Origin of the sequence: Spirillospora sp. NPDC052269 (assembly GCF_040679435.1) — a bacterium.
Classification (GTDB): domain Bacteria; phylum Actinomycetota; class Actinomycetes; order Streptosporangiales; family Streptosporangiaceae; genus Spirillospora.
The window spans coordinates 25,723-41,812 of record NZ_JBFAUU010000010.1; the positions used below are offsets into that span (position 1 = coordinate 25,723).

Annotated in this window: 15 protein-coding genes; 7 read left to right on the forward strand and 8 right to left on the reverse strand. The window is 72.3% G+C overall.

What is annotated here, in order from left to right; genetic code table 11:
• Window positions 1-131 precede the first annotated feature (131 nt).
• Window positions 132-1,076: an RNA polymerase sigma factor SigJ gene (sigJ, locus tag AB0L06_RS22025; RefSeq protein WP_500232929.1), complete on the forward strand. Its 945-nt coding sequence runs from the start codon at window positions 132-134 to the stop codon at window positions 1,074-1,076.
• Window positions 1,077-1,083: 7 nt separating this feature from the next.
• On the opposite strand, the gene AB0L06_RS22030 is transcribed toward sigJ, so the two are convergent.
• Window positions 1,084-1,539, reverse strand: coding sequence for a MarR family winged helix-turn-helix transcriptional regulator (locus AB0L06_RS22030; protein ID WP_500232930.1), 456 nt, complete (start codon window positions 1,537-1,539; stop codon window positions 1,084-1,086).
• Between the two features lie 91 nt (window positions 1,540-1,630).
• Here AB0L06_RS22030 and AB0L06_RS22035 point away from each other — a divergent pair, with 91 nt between their 5' ends.
• A complete protein-coding gene (locus AB0L06_RS22035; RefSeq protein WP_500232931.1) occupies window positions 1,631-2,047 on the forward strand; it encodes an organic hydroperoxide resistance protein in 417 nt (138 codons plus the stop codon).
• Between the two features lie 46 nt (window positions 2,048-2,093).
• Here the strand turns inward: AB0L06_RS22035 and AB0L06_RS22040 are convergent, their stop codons facing one another.
• Entirely contained in the window at window positions 2,094-2,543 is a 450-nt protein-coding gene (locus tag AB0L06_RS22040; protein ID WP_500232932.1) for a MarR family winged helix-turn-helix transcriptional regulator, read from the reverse strand.
• Between the two features lie 85 nt (window positions 2,544-2,628).
• Here AB0L06_RS22040 and AB0L06_RS22045 point away from each other — a divergent pair, with 85 nt between their 5' ends.
• Both AB0L06_RS22045 and AB0L06_RS22050 read left to right on the forward strand, forming a co-directional pair.
• Entirely contained in the window at window positions 2,629-2,901 is a 273-nt protein-coding gene (locus AB0L06_RS22045) for a hypothetical protein (RefSeq protein ID WP_500232933.1), read from the forward strand.
• Window positions 2,898-4,022 carry a serine hydrolase domain-containing protein gene (locus AB0L06_RS22050; RefSeq protein ID WP_500232934.1) on the forward strand — a complete coding sequence of 375 codons (1,125 nt, stop codon included), beginning with the start codon at window positions 2,898-2,900 and terminating at the stop codon, window positions 4,020-4,022. Before AB0L06_RS22045 ends, AB0L06_RS22050 begins: the two co-directional genes overlap by 4 nt.
• A 123-nt stretch (window positions 4,023-4,145) precedes the next feature.
• On the opposite strand, the gene AB0L06_RS22055 is transcribed toward AB0L06_RS22050, so the two are convergent.
• Window positions 4,146-5,066 carry an NADP-dependent oxidoreductase gene (locus AB0L06_RS22055; RefSeq protein ID WP_500232935.1) on the reverse strand — a complete coding sequence of 307 codons (921 nt, stop codon included), beginning with the start codon at window positions 5,064-5,066 and terminating at the stop codon, window positions 4,146-4,148.
• A 657-nt stretch (window positions 5,067-5,723) separates the two neighbouring features.
• Here AB0L06_RS22055 and AB0L06_RS22060 point away from each other — a divergent pair.
• Entirely contained in the window at window positions 5,724-6,044 is a 321-nt protein-coding gene (locus AB0L06_RS22060) for a hypothetical protein (RefSeq protein ID WP_500232936.1), read from the forward strand.
• A 132-nt stretch (window positions 6,045-6,176) separates the two neighbouring features.
• Here the strand turns inward: AB0L06_RS22060 and AB0L06_RS22065 are convergent, their stop codons facing one another.
• Both AB0L06_RS22065 and AB0L06_RS22070 read right to left on the reverse strand, forming a co-directional pair.
• The gene (locus AB0L06_RS22065) at window positions 6,177-7,532 is read right to left on the reverse strand and encodes a class I SAM-dependent RNA methyltransferase (RefSeq protein ID WP_500232937.1); all 1,356 of its coding nucleotides are present in this window, start codon (window positions 7,530-7,532) and stop codon (window positions 6,177-6,179) included.
• Window positions 7,522-9,591 carry an APC family permease gene (locus tag AB0L06_RS22070; RefSeq protein WP_500232938.1) on the reverse strand — a complete coding sequence of 690 codons (2,070 nt, stop codon included), beginning with the start codon at window positions 9,589-9,591 and terminating at the stop codon, window positions 7,522-7,524. Before AB0L06_RS22070 ends, AB0L06_RS22065 begins: the two co-directional genes overlap by 11 nt.
• Window positions 9,592-9,757: 166 nt before the next feature.
• On the opposite strand from AB0L06_RS22070, the gene AB0L06_RS22075 reads away from it, so the two are divergent.
• Both AB0L06_RS22075 and AB0L06_RS22080 read left to right on the forward strand, forming a co-directional pair.
• On the forward strand, window positions 9,758-10,423 hold the full coding sequence (locus tag AB0L06_RS22075; protein ID WP_500232940.1) for a potassium channel family protein: 666 nt from the start codon (window positions 9,758-9,760) through the stop codon (window positions 10,421-10,423).
• Window positions 10,423-11,082, forward strand: a complete 660-nt coding sequence (locus AB0L06_RS22080) for a potassium channel family protein (protein ID WP_500232941.1) — start codon at window positions 10,423-10,425, stop codon at window positions 11,080-11,082. Before AB0L06_RS22075 ends, AB0L06_RS22080 begins: the two co-directional genes overlap by 1 nt.
• An 84-nt stretch (window positions 11,083-11,166) precedes the next feature.
• Here the strand turns inward: AB0L06_RS22080 and AB0L06_RS22085 are convergent, their stop codons facing one another.
• From AB0L06_RS22085 to AB0L06_RS22095, 3 genes are all read right to left on the reverse strand, one after another.
• Window positions 11,167-12,654 carry a GlnX family signal transduction membrane protein gene (locus AB0L06_RS22085; protein WP_500232942.1) on the reverse strand — a complete coding sequence of 496 codons (1,488 nt, stop codon included), beginning with the start codon at window positions 12,652-12,654 and terminating at the stop codon, window positions 11,167-11,169.
• Window positions 12,654-15,122, reverse strand: coding sequence for a serine/threonine-protein kinase (locus tag AB0L06_RS22090; protein ID WP_500232943.1), 2,469 nt, complete (start codon window positions 15,120-15,122; stop codon window positions 12,654-12,656). Before AB0L06_RS22090 ends, AB0L06_RS22085 begins: the two co-directional genes overlap by 1 nt.
• Window positions 15,123-15,244: 122 nt before the next feature.
• Window positions 15,245-16,090 (reverse strand): DUF3159 domain-containing protein, encoded by an 846-nt coding sequence (locus tag AB0L06_RS22095; protein WP_500232944.1) that lies wholly within the window; start codon window positions 16,088-16,090, stop codon window positions 15,245-15,247.

A 16,090-nucleotide genomic window follows, 5' to 3' on the forward strand; every position in this document is an offset into this window, starting at 1 on the left:
CGCTGGATGATGTCGTCCCTGCGTTCGACACGGCGGCCCGGCGGAATGTCTGGTGGCTCGACGGCCTGACATTCCGGCGTGCCGTCGTGTCGGACCAGTGAGGACGGAACGCGACCAAAGGGGCGGACGGCATGACCACACGATCCGGGGTAGACGACATCGACTCGGGCCGGTCCGACCTGGACGCGATCATGGGCGAGCGGCGGCAGCTGATCAATCTCGCGTACCGGCTCCTGGGGTCCCTGGCGGAGGCCGAGGACGCCGTCCAGGAGACCTACGCCCGCTGGTACGCCATGTCACGGGAGGAGCAGGACGCCATCGCGTCCCCCGGCGCCTGGCTGACGACGGTCGCCAGCCGGGTGTGCTTCAACGTGCTCAGGTCCGCGCGGGCGCGGCGGGAGACCTACGTGGGCGAATGGCTGCCCGAGCCGCTGCCCGGCGGGACGGAGTGGGTGAGCGGGCGGACGGGCGGCGCCGCCGTCGATCCGGCCGACCGGGTCACCCTGGACGAGTCGGTCAATCTGGCCTTCCTGGTCGTGCTCGAGTCGATGACCCCGGCCGAGCGCGTCGCGTTCGTCCTGCACGACGTCTTCTGCCACTCCTTCGCCGAAGTGGCCGAGATCGTCGGCCGGACGCCGGGGGCGTGCCGGCAGCTGGCCTCCTCGGCGCGCCGCCGGATCCGCGAGTCGCAGGCTCCGGTGAGTCCGACGGCCCGGCAGGCGGGCGTCGTCCGGGACTTCAAGCAGGCGTGGGAGGCCAAGGACCTGGAGGCCCTGATCGGCCTGCTCGATCCCGACGCCTTGGCGGTCGCGGACGGCGGCGGCCTCGCCGTCACCTTCCTGGAGCCGATCGAAGGCGGCGAGCAGATCGCGCACGCCTGGGTCCACCTCGCCGGACGGGTGCCCGCCAACCACAGGTTCGTGGAGCGGACGGTCAACGGCCAGCCCGGTCTGGTCGCCGAGCAGGACGGCGTCGTCGTGACGGTGTTCGCGTTCGAGATCGCGGATGACCGGATCAAGCACATCTGGGTGCATCGCAACCCGGAGAAGCTCCGGGCCTGGGCGGCGGCGAGCTGAGCGCCGTCTAGAAGGCCGCCTGGTCGAGGTTGGCGGTGACCGTGGCGAGGAGGGCCCGGAGGGTCTGGAACTCGTCCTCGGTCAGGCCGGACGCCTCGGCCATGCGGAGGGGGACGCCGGCGGCCTGGGCGCGCAGGGCCTCGCCGACCGGGGTGAGGGTGATGACCACCGAGCGCTCGTCCTCCGCACTGCGGCGGCGGTGGACGTAGCCCGCGGCCTCCAGGCGCTTGAGCAGGGGCGACAGGGTGCCGGAGTCCAGGCGGAGGCGGTCGCCGATCTCCTTGACCGGCAGCTCGGCGTGCTCCCAGAGGGTGAGCATGACGAGGTACTGCGGAAGGGTGAGGCCGAGGTCCTTCAGGACGGTGCGGTAGACGCCGGTGAGCGCGCGGGACGCGGCGTTCAGCGAGACGCAGAGCTGGTTGTCCAGGCGGAGCAGGTCGTCGGCGCGGCCGTCGGTCGTCATGTGGCCAGGATATCTCCACGCAATTAAGTTGTGCGCAACTGAGTTGTGTACAGTTGATCGCGACAGAGACCTTCCCGAGAGGAGTCCGATCATGGACGCGCTGTACACCGCCGTCGCCACCGCCAACGGACGTGACGGGCGGGCCGTCAGTTCGGACGGTCAGCTCGACCTGGCCCTGGCCTTCCCGCCCGTGTTCGGTGGGGACGGGAAGGGCACCAACCCCGAGCAGCTCTTCGCGGCGGGCTACGCGGCCTGCTTCTCGAGCGCGATGGGCGCCGTGGCACGAGAGATGAAACTGGACGTCAAGGACGTCTCGGTCACGGCCGAGGTCGGCATCGGCAAGGACGCCTCGGACGGCGGCTTCGTGATCGGCGTCGTCATGCGCGTGGAGCTTCCCGAGCACCTCGAGGGCGAGGCGGGCAAAAAACTCGTCGAGGCGACGCACGCGGCATGCCCGTACTCGAAGGCGACGCGCGGCAACATCCCGTTCGAGATCGTCATCGAGTAGCCGCCGAAGGGCCCGGCGACTCCGCCACCCGGCCGGCGACGCCCCGTCACGTGGTCGGCGGTGACTCCGCCATGAGGCGGTAGAGGCGTTTGAACTCGGCGTACGCGTCGGCGCCGAAGGTCTCGGCGTGGCGAGCCTCGATGGCGGCGAGGATCGCGTCCGAGTCGCGCATCTGGGCGAGGCCGCGCTCGGTCGGGACGACGAGCTTGGCGCGGCGGTCGGACGGGTCGGGGCGGCGTTCGACGTAGCCGAGCGCCTCGAGTTCGTCGACGAGCTTGCCGATGACCTGTTTGTGCTGGCCGGAGCGTTGCGCGAGGTCGGTGGCGCGGGTGCCCTCCTCGTCCAGGTGGGCGAGGACGGCGCCGTGCTGCGCACGCAGGTCGCCGTACCCCTGGCCGGCCAGGACGTCGAACAGTTCGCGCTGGATGCCGAAGAAGAGCCGGGTCGTGAGGATGCCGAGGTCCGGGTCCGTGCGCTTGCGCTCTCCGCGCCGCATGGTCACCTCCAAGTGATTGTCACCTATGTTGACTTTATCTGGAGGTGACTATACCGTCTCGTCCCGTTGAAGGAGGCGAGACACGGTGATCGAACTGACCCGGTTCACGGCGCACGACAGGGAGCGGCTGCTCGCGGCCCGCCCCGCGATGGTGGCCGACTTCGAGGCCGACCGCGCGGGATTCGCCGGCGCGCGGCTGGTGGAGCTGCCCGGCGGCGAGTGGCTGGACATCGTCGAGTGGCGGAGCGCCGAGGACTTCCGGATCTCGCGGGAGAAGGGTCCGAACCGTCCGGGGATCGCGGAGTTCTTCGCGACGATCGACGGTCTGGTGAGCGACGAGCAGGGAGAACTGCGATGAGGGACGCGCACGGGTTCGCGGCGGACGGGTTCGAGGGCGTCCGCGCGGCGTTCGCGGCGGTCGTGGACGGCCCGGACGGCGATCCGGACGCTCAGCTGGCCGTGTTCCAGCATGGCCGGAAGGTCGTCGACCTGTGGGCCTCGCCGACCGGCGAGAACGCGGTCACCGCCCTGTACTCGACCGCGAAGGGCGCCGCGCACCTGGTCGTGGCGATGCTCGTCCAGGACGGGACGCTCAAGCTGGACCAGCCGGTCTCCGAGGTCTGGCCCGAGTTCAGCGGGCACGGAAAGGAGCTCCTGACCCTGCGCGAGCTGCTCGGACACCGGTCCGGAGTGATCGGGGTGGACGGCGGGTTCACCAGCGAGGAGCTGGCGGACGACCGGCTGCTCGCGGCGCGGCTGGCCGGGCAGCGGCCGTTCTGGGAGCCCGGGACGGCGTACGGGTACCACGCGTTCGTGATCGGCGCGCTGACCGGCGAGGTCGTCCGGCGCGCCACGGGCCTGACGATCCAGGAGCACTTCGAGGAGCGGATCCGCGCCCCGCGCGAACTGGACTTCTTCCTCGGACTGCCCGAATCGGAAGAGTCCAGGTTCCTGCCGGTTCTCCCGCCGACCATGCGCATGGGGCGCCTCCACAGCGGCAGCCTCACGGCCATCGCCTTCAACGCGAACGCCCCGCAGGTGGACGACATGGGCGAGTTCCTCGTCGGCTTCGCGAACACGCGGAACACGCGGGCGCTCGGCCCGGCGTCGTCCGGCGGCGTCGGGAGCGCGCGCGGCGTCGCGGGCATGTACGCGGCGGCCATCGGCGACGCCACGGCCCCGCCGCTGCTCACCGGCGACACGATCGCCGAGTTCACGACGCCCCAGGACACGGGCACCGACCTCGTCACGCACGAGCGGAACCACTTCGCGCTCGGCTTCGAGGTGTTCTCCCAGCGGTATCCGGAACTGGGGACGGACTCGTTCGGGCACTCCGGCGCGGCCGGTGCCCAGTCGTTCGCCGACCCCGCGTCCGGGATCGCCTACAGCTACGTCCGGCGGCGGTTCGCGATCGGCGGCGGAGGCGGCGCGCCGGAGAACACCGGCCTGATCACGGCGGTCATGAACGCCGCCGGATAGGAACAGGCGGCGGTCATGGACGCCGCCAAGCAGGAACACGCGGCGGTCATGGACGCCGCGAGGTAGGGACGAGCGGCGGCGGGACGTCCACCGGGCCCGCCGCGCCCTCCGTGCCCACCGAGGTCAGTCCATGACCAGGACGACCTTGCCCCGGCCGTGACCGGTCGCGAGTTGCCGGTGCGCGTCGGCCGCGCGCGTCCACGAGTGGGCGCCCTTGATGTTCAGGCTCAGCCGCCCGTCCTCGTAGAGGCGGGCGACCTCGGCGACCCGCGTCATCGAGCGCTTCGAGAACGTGGTCACCATGATTCCGAGCTCCTCGGCGCGGTCGTGCTCGACCAGCGTGAGGATGCGGCCGCGGTCCTTGACCAGCTCGAGCGAGACCTCCAGGGCGTGACCGCCCGCGCCGTCCAGGGCGGCGTCAACGCCGTCGGGCGCGACGGCGCGAACACGGTCGGCCAGGCCCTCGCCGTACGTCACCGGAATCGCGCCGAGCGAACGCAGGTAGTCGTGGTTCTCCTCGCGGGCCGTCCCGATGACCGTGGCGCCCGCGATCACCGCCAGCTGGACGGCGACCGCGCCCACGCCGCCCGCCGCCGCGTGGATCAAGAGCGTGTCGCCCTCCCCCACGCGCAGGTCGTCCAGCGCGATGTGCGGGGTCATGACGGCGGCGGGGAACGCCCCGGCGACCTCCCACGGCATCCCGGCGGGCTTGCGCACGGCGTTCGCGACGGGCACGACGACGAACTCGGCGTAGGAGCCGAGGATGGAGTTGCCCATCACCTCGTCCCCGGCCGCGAACTCCGTCACGCCGTCCCCGACCTGGTCGACCACACCGGCCCACTCGTTGCCCGGCACGCGCGGGAACGGCGGCGGCGCGTCCAGGTAGCCGGGCGTCCAGCCCTCCCGGACGGCGAGGTCGAACGGCTGCACCCCGGCCGCCCGCACCCGGACCCGGATCTCCCCCGGCCCGGCCTCCGGCGTCGGCACGTCCAGGATGCGTAGAACGTCCGGCCCGCCCGGCTCACTGAATCCCGCAGCTCGCATCATGATCTCCCCAAGTCTCAAGTGATCACCACGCTAGAACCTCGACCAAAGTCGAGGTCAAGCCCGCGGCGCGTCCCGCCACCGAGCCGCGTCGGCCGCGGCCGGCGCGAGGCGCGTGCCGATCGCCTCCTCGTCGCGCGATCACGCCTCCTGACGGCTCTCCGTCGGCATAGGGTCGCGGCACTCATCGAGTGGAGGTTGTCGTGGCGAGTGTGGAGACCGCGGACGGGTTCCGGCTCTGGTACGAGGTCGTCGGGGAGGACGGGCCCGCGATCGTCCTGCCGACGCGGCTCCGGGTCGAGCAGGCGAAGCTGGCCGCCGCGCTGAGCGCGCGGCATCGGGTCGTCCGGTACAAGCCCCGGCAGGTCGTGGGGGTACTGGAGGCCGAGGACGAGGCGGGCGGTGAGTTCGACGCCTCGTCCTTCACCGCCTACCCGACGGAGATGGAGCTGTCCGACCTGCACGCCGTCGCGGACGCGGCCGGGATGTCCGAGTTCGTGCTCGGCGGGTACTCCGGAATGGGGGCGCTGGCCGGGTTCCTCGCTCCCCTGACGGACCGGGCCGTGGGGCTCATGGTGGGCGGCTTTCCACTCCTGTCCGGCGGCGACTACTGGCTCGGGTACGTCGAGGGGGCCCGGGGGGCTCATCACGGCGGGGATGCCCGAGAAGGCCGCCGAGCAATGGATGGGCGTCCTGATGTACCGGGAGTGGCGCGGACGGGACGACTCGGAGGCTCTCGCGAAGAAGACCGGGCCGAAGCTCACCTGGTTCGGGTCCGCGGACGGCACACCGTCCTGCCGGATGTTCGACCTGGTCGGCGGCAGCGCGATCGCACGGCGGAACCGCGAGGACCGCGCGCGGCTGGAGGAACTCGGGTTCACCGTCCTGGAGTTCGACGGGCTCGACCACATCGGAGGGCTGGCCGAGATGGACGTCGTGGGCCCTCGCCTGGACGCCGCACTGTCCGGGACAGGGTGATGGTCGGCGCGGCCGACCGAAACGCGGAGCGCCGCCGGGTCTTCGAGATCGTGCGCGACTCATGCGTGACGATCTTGAGAACACCGGCGGCGCGTGCGACGGGTTCCGCGAGGAACGGCCTGTGACCTGCGGCTAGCCGCGGACGAGCGTGGCCAGGCACTCCACGTGCTGGGTCATGGGGAAGGCGTCGAAGGCGCGGAAGGACTCCAGGGTCCAGCCGCGCTCGGAGAAGTAGCCGAGGTCGCGGGCCAGGGTCGCCGGGTCGCAGGAGACGTAGGCGATCTTGCGGCCGGCGAGGGCGGCGACGCGGTCGACGACCTCGCGGCCCGCGCCCTGGCGGGGCGGGTCGAGGACGACGACGTCGGCGCCGCGCATGCGGGAGCCGCCGCGGTGGCCGCTGGCGCGCTTGTTCTGCGTCTTGGCGGACGAGTCGTCGGAGCGGCCGAACTCCAGGTCGGCGATGACCTCCTCGACCGGGCCGCGCTCGAACGAGACCTGCGGCAGGTCGCGCAGGTTGAACTTGGCGTCCCGGACGGCCTGGCCGTCCGACTCGATGCCGACGACGAGGCCGTTGCGGCCGACGCGCTCGCCGAGGAACGCCGAGAACAGGCCGACGCCGCAGTACAGGTCGAGGGCGATCTCGCCGGGCTTGGGCTCCAGCGCGTCGATGACGGCGGCGGCGAGGGTCTGCGCCGCGCCCGGGTGCACCTGCCAGAAGCCGGACCCGGAGACCTGGAACATCCGTCCCTGGACCTCTTCGCGGACGTACGGCGGCGTGGTGCCCTGCTCGGGCTTGCCGCGCATCAGCCGGACCGGCACGTCCAGGCGCGGGACGCGGATCTTGCGCGGGTTCGGGCCGCGGACCGACACGAGGCGGTCGCCGGTCGCCGCGGACGTGATGCCCTCGACGCTGTTGGCGCCCTGCCAGCGCTTGGTCTCGATGCCCATGATCTCGACGCCCGGGTGGGCGATGAGGCACTCGTCGATCGGCTCGATGTCGTGCGAGCGGTGCCGGCGCAGGCCGGGCGTGCCGTTCTCGACCGCGAACTGGACGCGGGTGCGCCAGCCGAGGCCGGGCGGGGGCGTCATGTCCTCGCCCGCGAACGGGTACGGGACCTCCTCGACCGTGACGGTGCGGGTGATCCCGGCGACGCGGGCGAGCTGCTCCTCGACGACCGCGGCCTTCAGGCGGCGCTGGGCGGGCAGCGACGCGTGCTGCCAGTCGCAGCCGCCGCAGCGGCCGGGGCCGGCGAACGGGCACGGCGCCTCGACGCGGTCGTCGGACGCGGTGATGATCTCCACCGCGTCCGCGCGCAGGAACCGCTTGGTGGCCTCGGTGACCCGGGCCCGGACCCGCTCGCCGGGGAGCGCGTGCCGGACGAAGACCACGCGGCCCTCGTGCCGGGCCACGCAGAAGCCGCCGTTGGCGACGTTGCCGACCTCCAGTTCGAGGAGGTCGCCTTCGTGGGGTCCGAGATCAGCTGTCACGTTCCGAAACGATACCGCCACCAGTGGACGCCTCATCCCGCCGCCCGGTCCCCTCGCCGTTCCCACCGGAGCCGGTCGGCATGCGGTAGGACGACCCGAACGCCGGTTCGGCGCGGCCCTTCAGGCGGTCCGACGACTGGAGTTGCCAGGCGACGCTGGTGACCATGACGCCCGGCTGGAACAGCAGCCGCCCCTTGAGCCGCAGCGCGCTCTGGTTGTGGAGCAAGTGCTCCCACCAGTGGCCGACGACGTACTCGGGGATGAACACGGTCACCACGTCCCGGGGGGACTTGCGGCGGACGCTCTTGACGTAGTCCAGGACGGGCCGGGTGATCTCCCGGTACGGGGAGTCGAGGATCTTCAGCGGGACGGGCACGTCCAGCGCGTCCCACTCCTCCTGGAGCCGGTGCGCCTCGTCGGCGTCGACCGAGACCGTGACGGCCTCCAGCGTGGACGGACGGGTCGCCCGGGCGTACGCCAGCGCCCGCAGCGTCGGCTTGTGGATCTTGGAGACCAGGACGATCGCGTGGTTGCGGGCGGGCAGCGCCACGTCCTCGCCGGTCGGCTCCAGCTCGGCCGAGACCCGGTCGTAGTGCTTGCGGATCGCCTTCATCAGCAGGAACAGCACCGGCATCGCGATGCAGACGATGTAGGCGCCGAGCATGAACTTGGTGACCAGCACGACCACCAGGACGATCCCGGTGAGCGTCGCGCCGAAGGAGTTGATCGCCCGGGACGTCCGCATGCGGCGGCGCTGCTGGGCGTCCTGCTCGGTGCGCAGCAGGCGGTTCCAGTGCCGGACCATGCCGACCTGGCTGACCGTGAACGACACGAACACGCCGACCGTGTACAGCGGGATCAGCTTGCTCACCGACGCGTCGTAGGCGTAGATCAGCAGGCCCGCCAGGGTGGCGAGGATGATGATGCCGTTGGAGAACGCCAGCCGGTCGCCGCGGGTGTGGAACTGGCGGGGCAGGTAGCGGTTCTGCGCGAGGACCGAGCCGAGCACCGGGAAGCCGTTGAAGGCGGTGTTGGCGGCCAGGAACAGGATCAGCGCGGTCATCGTGGTGACCAGCGCGAAGCCCGGCGTGAAGTTGGAGAACACGGTGTGCGCGACCTGCGCGATCACCGGGTCGGCGTCGTGGACGACCTTGCCGGTGGCCGGGTCGACCAGCTGGCTGCCCTGGCTCGGCTCGGCGAACTTGGCCTTGGTGTAGTGGGCGAACGCGGTGACGCCGCCGAACATCGTCATCGCGACCAGGCCGAGCATCAGCAGCGTCTTGGCCGCGTTGTCGCCCTTGGGCTTGCGGAACGCCGGGACGCCGTTGGAGATCGCCTCCACGCCCGTCAGGGCCGCACAGCCGGACGAGAAGGCCCGCAGCAGCAGGAAGACCAGCGCGGCGCCGCCGAGCCCGGCCTCCTTGCCGATGATCTTGTAGTCGGCGGTCTCCGCCTTCAGGTGCGCGCCGAAGCCGAGCCGGACCATCCCGTAGATCAGCATCAGGATGATCGAGAACATGAACAGGTAGGTCGGGATCGCGAACGCGACGCCCGCCTCCTTGAGCCCGCGCAGGTTGGCGATCGTCACCAGGACGACGATGCCGATCGCGACGAGCACCTCGTGCGGCTGCAGGAACTTCAGCAGCGCGCCGAGGTTCTCCACGCCGGACGACACCGACACCGCCACCGTCAGGACGTAGTCGACCAGCAGGGCGCTGGCCACGACCACGCCCCAGTTGTCGCCCAGGTTGGTGGTCGCGACCTCGAAGTCGCCGCCGCCGCTCTGGTACGCGCGGACGTTCTGGCGGTAGGAGGCCACCACGGTGAGTAGAATCACCACGACGGCCGCGGCCACCCACGGGGTGTAGCGGTACATCGCCAGGCCGCCGACGCCCAGCGCCAGCAGGATCTCCTGCGGCGCGTAGGCCACCGACGACAGGGCGTCGCTCGCGAACACGGGGAGCGCGATCCGTTTGGGGAGCAGCTGCTCGTGCTGCTGAGCGCTGCGCAGGGCGCGTCCCAGTAGCAGGCGCTTCACAAGGTCCGGAGCCTTCGACACGAGAGCAGACTCTAGCCTGCCCCCTTTGCGACTTCTCAACACCCCGTGGCGGCCGTTCCCGGCAGCGCCGTGACGTGGGGTCGGGTAGTAAGAGGTCAGGCGGCTGTGTAGTTTTGCAGCCCGGCAAGGATCATCGGAAACCTCGGGCTCCGGAGAAGGAACGGCCGTGCATATCGTGATCATGGGCTGCGGGCGGGTCGGATCGACCCTCGCCCACATCCTGGAGGACAAAGGCCACTCTGTGGCCATCATCGACCAGAACCCCGAGGCGTTCCGGCGGCTGCGCGGCGGCTTCCGCGGCCGCCGGGTCACCGGCGTCGGCTTCGACCGGGACACCCTGACCGAGGCGGGCATCGACCAGGCGTCCGCGTTCGTCGCGGTGTCCAGCGGCGACAACTCCAACATCATCTCCGCGCGGGTGGCGCGCGAGACCTTCGGCGTGGACAACGTGGTCGCGCGGATCTACGACCCGCGCCGGGCCGAGGTGTACCAGCGCCTCGGCATCCCGACGGTCGCGACCGTCCGGTGGACGGCCGACCAGATCCTGCGCCGGCTGCTGCCGGAGGGCGCCGAGCCGCTGTGGCGCGACCCGACCGGCACCGTCGTGCTCGCCGAGCTAGACGCCGGCTCCACGTGGGTCGGCGAGAAGGTCGCGACGCTGGAGGCCGCGGCGGGCACGCGGGTGGCCTTCCTCACCCGGATGGGCGAGGCCCTGGTGCCCGAGGCCGACACCGTCATCCAGGACGGCGACATCGTGCACGCGATCAGCCGTGCCGAGGACCTGGACCGGATCAACGCCGCCGTCGCGGTGCGCACCGAGGGAGAGCACTGATGCGGGTCGCCATCGCCGGGGCCGGCGCCGTCGGCCGGTCCATCGCGGCCGAGCTGCTCGAGAACGGGCACGAGGTCCTGCTGATCGACAAGAACCCGCGCGCGATCAAGGTGGAGATGGTGCCGCGCGCCGAGTGGCTGCTCGCCGACGCGTGCGAGATCGCCGCCCTGGACGACGCGGCCCTGGAGCGCTGCCAGGTCGTGGTCGCCTCGTCCGGCGACGACAAGGTCAACCTGGTGGTGTCGCTGCTCGCCAAGACCGAGTACGGGGTGCCCCGGGTCGTCGCCCGGATCAACCACCCGAAGAACGAGTGGCTCTTCAACGAGTCGTGGGGCGTGGACGTCGCGGTGTCCACCCCGCGCCTGCTGTCGGCGCTGGTCGAGGAGGCCGTCAGCGTCGGCGACCTGGTCCGGCTGATGACCTTCCGGCAGGGCGAGGCGAACCTGGTCGAGCTGACCCTGCCCGAGGACGCGCCGCTCGGCGGCGAGCGGGTCGGGTCGGTCACCTGGCCGCGCGACACCGCCCTGGTCGCGATCCTGCGCGAGGGCCGGGTGCTCGTCCCGACCCCGGACGACACCCTGGAGCCCGGCGACGAGCTGATGTTCGTCGCGTCCCAGGACGTCGAGGACGAGCTCGCCGAGCTGCTCAGCGCCAACTGACGCCCGCCGCTCCTCAGGGCCCCGCCGCGCCTTTCCGGGCGCGGCGGGGCCTTTCCGGTCGTTCCCGTCTTCTCCCGTCCTCCGCTAGCGGTACTCGGCCAGGCGGGGCCGGACGCCCGCCAGGACGAGGACGATGATCACGACCGCCCCGACGGGCGGGATGACCGTCCAGCCGGACAGGTCGTCACCGCCGGTCTTGATGTTCTCCGTGAACTGCTCGTCGTTGACGTCGATGACCCTGCGCATCGCCGCGTCGAAGGCGGTGAACGAGCCGTTGGAGGCGTTGTCGCCCGGCGAGGTGTCGAAGCTCACCGCGGCCTGGAGCTGCCCACCGGCCACCATGTCGCGCAGCCGCGCGTCGTTGCCCTGATAGATCTGCCAGCGCTCCAGGGCGTCCTCCGCCGCCGCCCGTTCGCCGGGGAAGGTGATGTTGCGGAACTCCTTCCCGAGCAGGCCGCCGAACGTGACGATGTAGCGGCCTTGCTCCGCGCTCCCCTGGTACCGCGACACGTCCTGTCCGAGGCTGGTCTCGTACCCGCCGGAGTGGACGCTGCCGGTGTCGACCAGTTCGTTCGCCTTGGTGTAGAAGGCGGTCTGGTAGAGGTCCGCCTGCTGCGGGTCGGCGAGGTAGCGGGACTCGTCGGCGTTGGCGTCCCAGGCGATCGCGCGGCCCCGGGTGAGGGCGAGCACCGAGTCGAAGGCGTCGGTCTTGGCGACGCGCAGGTGGTCGGCGGCCAGGGCGAAGGTGAACGTGGCCAAGATCGTCCCGCCGAGGGCGACCAGGGTGGCCACGACGAGCGCCGGGGCGACCATGCGGCGGGTGCGGCGGGCCAGGGAGAACTGGAGCACGGCCAGCGCGACGACGACGGCCAGGCCGACCCCCAGGACGGTGCCCGCACCGACGTTCAGCGCGCGGTACCTGCTCTGGTAGGCGCTCTCGACGCGGTCGGCGTTGGCGGTGCGGAGCGCCTCGGCGGCGGGCAGGACCGTCCCCTTCATCTCGGAGGTCGCCTGCCTGTACAGGGTGAGGACGGCCGGCGAGGGCCTGGCCGCCGGGTGGGGATGCTGGCCGTCCAGCTGGATCGCCTGCGCGGCGAGCGCCTGGTAGTGGCCGAAACCGTCCAGCGCCTGACGCAGCGCCGTCGCGGCCCGCTGGTCGTCCCCCGCGAGCGCGGACGCCTTCTGAAGGTCGGTGTCCGCCTGCCGGCGGCCCGCCTCGTAGTCGCCGAGCACCTGCTCGCGCGTGACCCTCAGGCCCTGCGCGTTCCCGATGAGCAGGGCGTTCGCGAGCTGGGCGTCCATGTTGTTCAGCGCCAGGTACAGGTCGGACGACGCGACGACCTGCGGGCCCGCCTTGTGGCCGATCTCCTCGAAGCCCGCCTTGCCGCCGGACGCTTGGACGGAGGCCAGCACCGCCAGGACGATCGCCAGCCCCGTGATCAGGATCGCCAGGTTGCGGACGAGGTCGGGGGTGAGCCAGCCGCGCGGATTGATCCATGTGTGGCCGGCGTCCTGGACGGGCAGCCGGATGCCGTCCTCGTCCGCGGGCAGCAGGGCCGGTGTGGAGGCCATCAGAACGCCGTCCTCGGTCGGATGAAATTGGCGCGATCCACGAAGCCGCGGCGGCGGCTCCGCGAGGTGGAGAGCCGTGCGAGGTCGCGGTAGACGCCCTCCAGCGCCCCGCGCAACGCCTTCTCCGTGTAGGGAACGCCGAGGACGCGCCGGTCCGGTGGCGGGTCGCCGCTCCGGTCCAGCTCGGCGACCAGGGCCTCCAGCAGCAGGGCGATCAGGCGGGCGCCGCGCTCCTCGGGCAGGTCCAGCGCCTCGACCCGGTCGGCGGCCGCCAGCAGGTCCCTGCGGGTCGCGCGCCACCGGATCGGGTCGGCGTCCGGGGCCCAGCCCCGGATCGCCACGACGACGGCGGCGACCTGCGCGTCCAGGTGCCGTCCGGACGAGGCGGGAACCTCGGTGAGCACCTGCACGGCGGCCCTGTCGTCGCCCTCGGCGACCAGCGCCCGGGCCAGCCCGAACGCCGCGTTCTCGTAGGAGTGGTCGGTGCGCCAGACCGTCCGGTGGAGGTGGACGGCGCCGGCGCTGTCGCCGACCGCCTCGGCCGAGAACGCCAGGGCCAGCCTCACCGCGGTCTCGCCGGGCAGCAGGTCGTAGACGCGGCCGAACTCGCCGATGGCGGCGGCGCCGTCGCCCTCGGCCAGCGCGGCCAGGCCCCAGAACCAGTGCGCCCGCCAGTCCGCCTCGTCCAGGGCCATGATCATCTCTCGCGCCCGCTCCTGCTGGCGCCGCTCGATCAGCGCCCTGACCAGCAGAAGCGTCTCCTCCACCGAGCGGGGGCGGTCGTGGTCCAGCGCGCTGACCACCTGCTCGGGCGCGGACGCGGCGAGCGCCGCGACGTTCCGCGCGCCGGGGTCGGCCGGGTCCACCAGCGGCACCGGCAGCGCCGAGGCGGCCTGCCGGAACGTCGGGGCACGGCCCATCCGGGCGCCCACCACCCGCGTCTCCGGCCCGAACAGCGTGGACGCGGCGGGCCGCGGCTTCCCGTCCTGCGCGGCGAGGGTCTCCCGCAGCACCCCGGTGAGCTGCTCGGTCATCTCCTGCGCCGACCAGAACCGCTCGTCCGGATCGGCGTGCGCGGCGCGCCGCAGCAGCCGGTCGAAGGACGGGTTGGCGGCGAGGACCGGCACGTCCGCGGCGTCCGGAAGGCCGGTCCGGTGGACGCCGGTGTAGCCGCCGAACTCGAAGCTCATCACGGCCATCGCCCGCGCGACCGTGTACAGGTCGGACGAGACCGACGGGCCCTCGTCGGCGATCTCGGGCGCCTGGTAGCCGACCGTGCCGTAGACCGCGCCCTCCTCGTCCTCCAGCCGCCGGACGCCGCCGAGGTCGACCAGCTTCAGCCGCTCCTCGGTCTGGATCGCGTTGTCGGGCTTGAAGTCGCAGTAGACCAGGCCCCTCTCGTGCAGGTGGCCGAGGGCGCGCAGCACCTCCAGGCCGTAGGCCATCACCTGCGCGGGCGTCAGCGGCTCCCCGGCCGCGCGCCGCTCCAGCACCAGCTCCTTGAGCGACCGCCCGCCGACGTACTCCATGACGATGTAGCCCGCGTCGCCGTGCTGGACGAAGTTGTAGATCTTGACGACGTTGGGGTGCTCGACCTCGGCGAGGTACCGCCGCTCGGCGAGCGCCGCCTCCATCGCGTCCGGGTCGCCGGTGTCGAGCAGGCCCTTCAGGACGACCCAGCGGTCCGAGACGTTGCGGTCCTTGGCCAGGTAGATCCAGCCGAGCCCGCCGTGCGCGAGGCAGCCCAGCACCTCGTACTGCCCGCCGACCAGGTCCCCCGGGCCCAGCTTCGGGGTGAACGAGAAGTGCGTGCCGCACTTGGGGCAGTAGCCCTCGGAGCGGCCGGGGCCGCCCTCCCGGCCGCGGCCGACCGGTGCGTCGCAGTGCCCGCAGCGGCGCTTGTGCTCGGGGACGCTCGGGTCCTGCATGATCGCGGTGGCCGGGTCGCGCTCCGGCACCTCGGGCATCTCGACCAGGCCCGCGCCGAGCTCACCGCGCCTGGACGACCCGGACGAGCCCCTGCTCCCCCGCGAGCCCCGCGACCCGCGGGAACCCCGGGATCCGCGCGTGCCCTGCGTGCCGTGCGCCGGGCGCGAGCCGGACGTTCCGGACCCCGCGCGTCCGCCGCGCGCCTCCGCCTTCCCGGACCCGTCGCCGCTCGCGCGCCGGGAGGCGACGCGTCCGCTCAGGGTGCGCGCCAGGACCTCGTCCGGCACCCCCGCGGCGGGGCCGAGGATGGCGAACGGCGTCGAACCGCCGCCGGTCGAGCCGGCCCGTCCGTCCGCGCCGGTGGTCGCGGTCCCCGCGCCCGCGCCGGCCCGCCCGCCCGGGCTTCGGTTTCCATGGTTCGCGAGCGCGCCGACCTTCGCCGCGGACGGCGCCGAGGCCGTCCCGTCCGGCGGGAATCCGCACACGTCGCAGTAGCCGTCCTCGATGCTCCCGGAACAACCGGAGCGCAGGCACCGCATCTTCGCGCCGTCACCGACCTCGACTCCACCGGAGCCCCCTGGCCCCGGGATCAGTCAAGATCGTAGGTCGCTAAATGTCGCGACACGCCGGGTTTTTACGGGTTTCTGACGGCTGAATCCGGTCAGCTTTCCGAAGGTTCGATGGAACCGGCGGGCGCCGTGTCCGGGACCTGCCCGGACGCGTTCCCCGCAGCGGATTCGGCGGTGGCGCCCGCGATCTGGAGCGCGCCGCCCTGCATCGGGGTGCTCGTGCGCATGAGCATCAGCAGCGCCAGGCCGAGGGCGCCCACGTACGCGGGCCAGCCGAGCACGACCTTCGCCACGCCGAGCGCGACGACCTGGTCGGCCAGGTACAGCGGGATCTGGAAGGCCAGCTTCAGCACCCCGGGCAGCATGAGCAGCCAGGACAGCCGCGTACACACCCGCACCATGGCCGGATCCTTGCGCCAGCCGAACGGGTCCTCGGGGTTCGCCGCGCCGATCATGAACCCGACGAACGGCCAGCGGCTCACGATCGACAGCAGCATGAGCAGGCTGACGGCGCCGGAGTAGAGCATGCCTGGCAGGAACGCGTCCTGCGCCTTGCCCGAGCGCAGCGCGAAGAACGCCGCGATGGCGATGCCGACCAGGCTGTTGAGGACGAACTGGGGCGTGCTCCGCTGGACGACGCGGGCCGCGAGCAGCAGCAGCGCCGAGCCGCCGCCGATGTACAGCGACAGCCGCAGGTCGTGGGTGACGACCCAGCCCCCGGTGAAGGCGATCGTGGGCACCGCGCCCTCGAGCACGCCGCGCCGCCCGCCGAACACCTTGGTCAGCTGGGCGCGGATGACCTCTTCGACGGTCAGGAGCCCCGCGCCGCCGGAGGCCGCGCCGGGCGCGGCCTCGGCGCCGGACGGGCCGGGGCCGGGGGGCTGGCCGGGGCCGGGTGTCGGGGCGTCGCCGGACGCGGCGCTCTCGCCGGCCGCCAT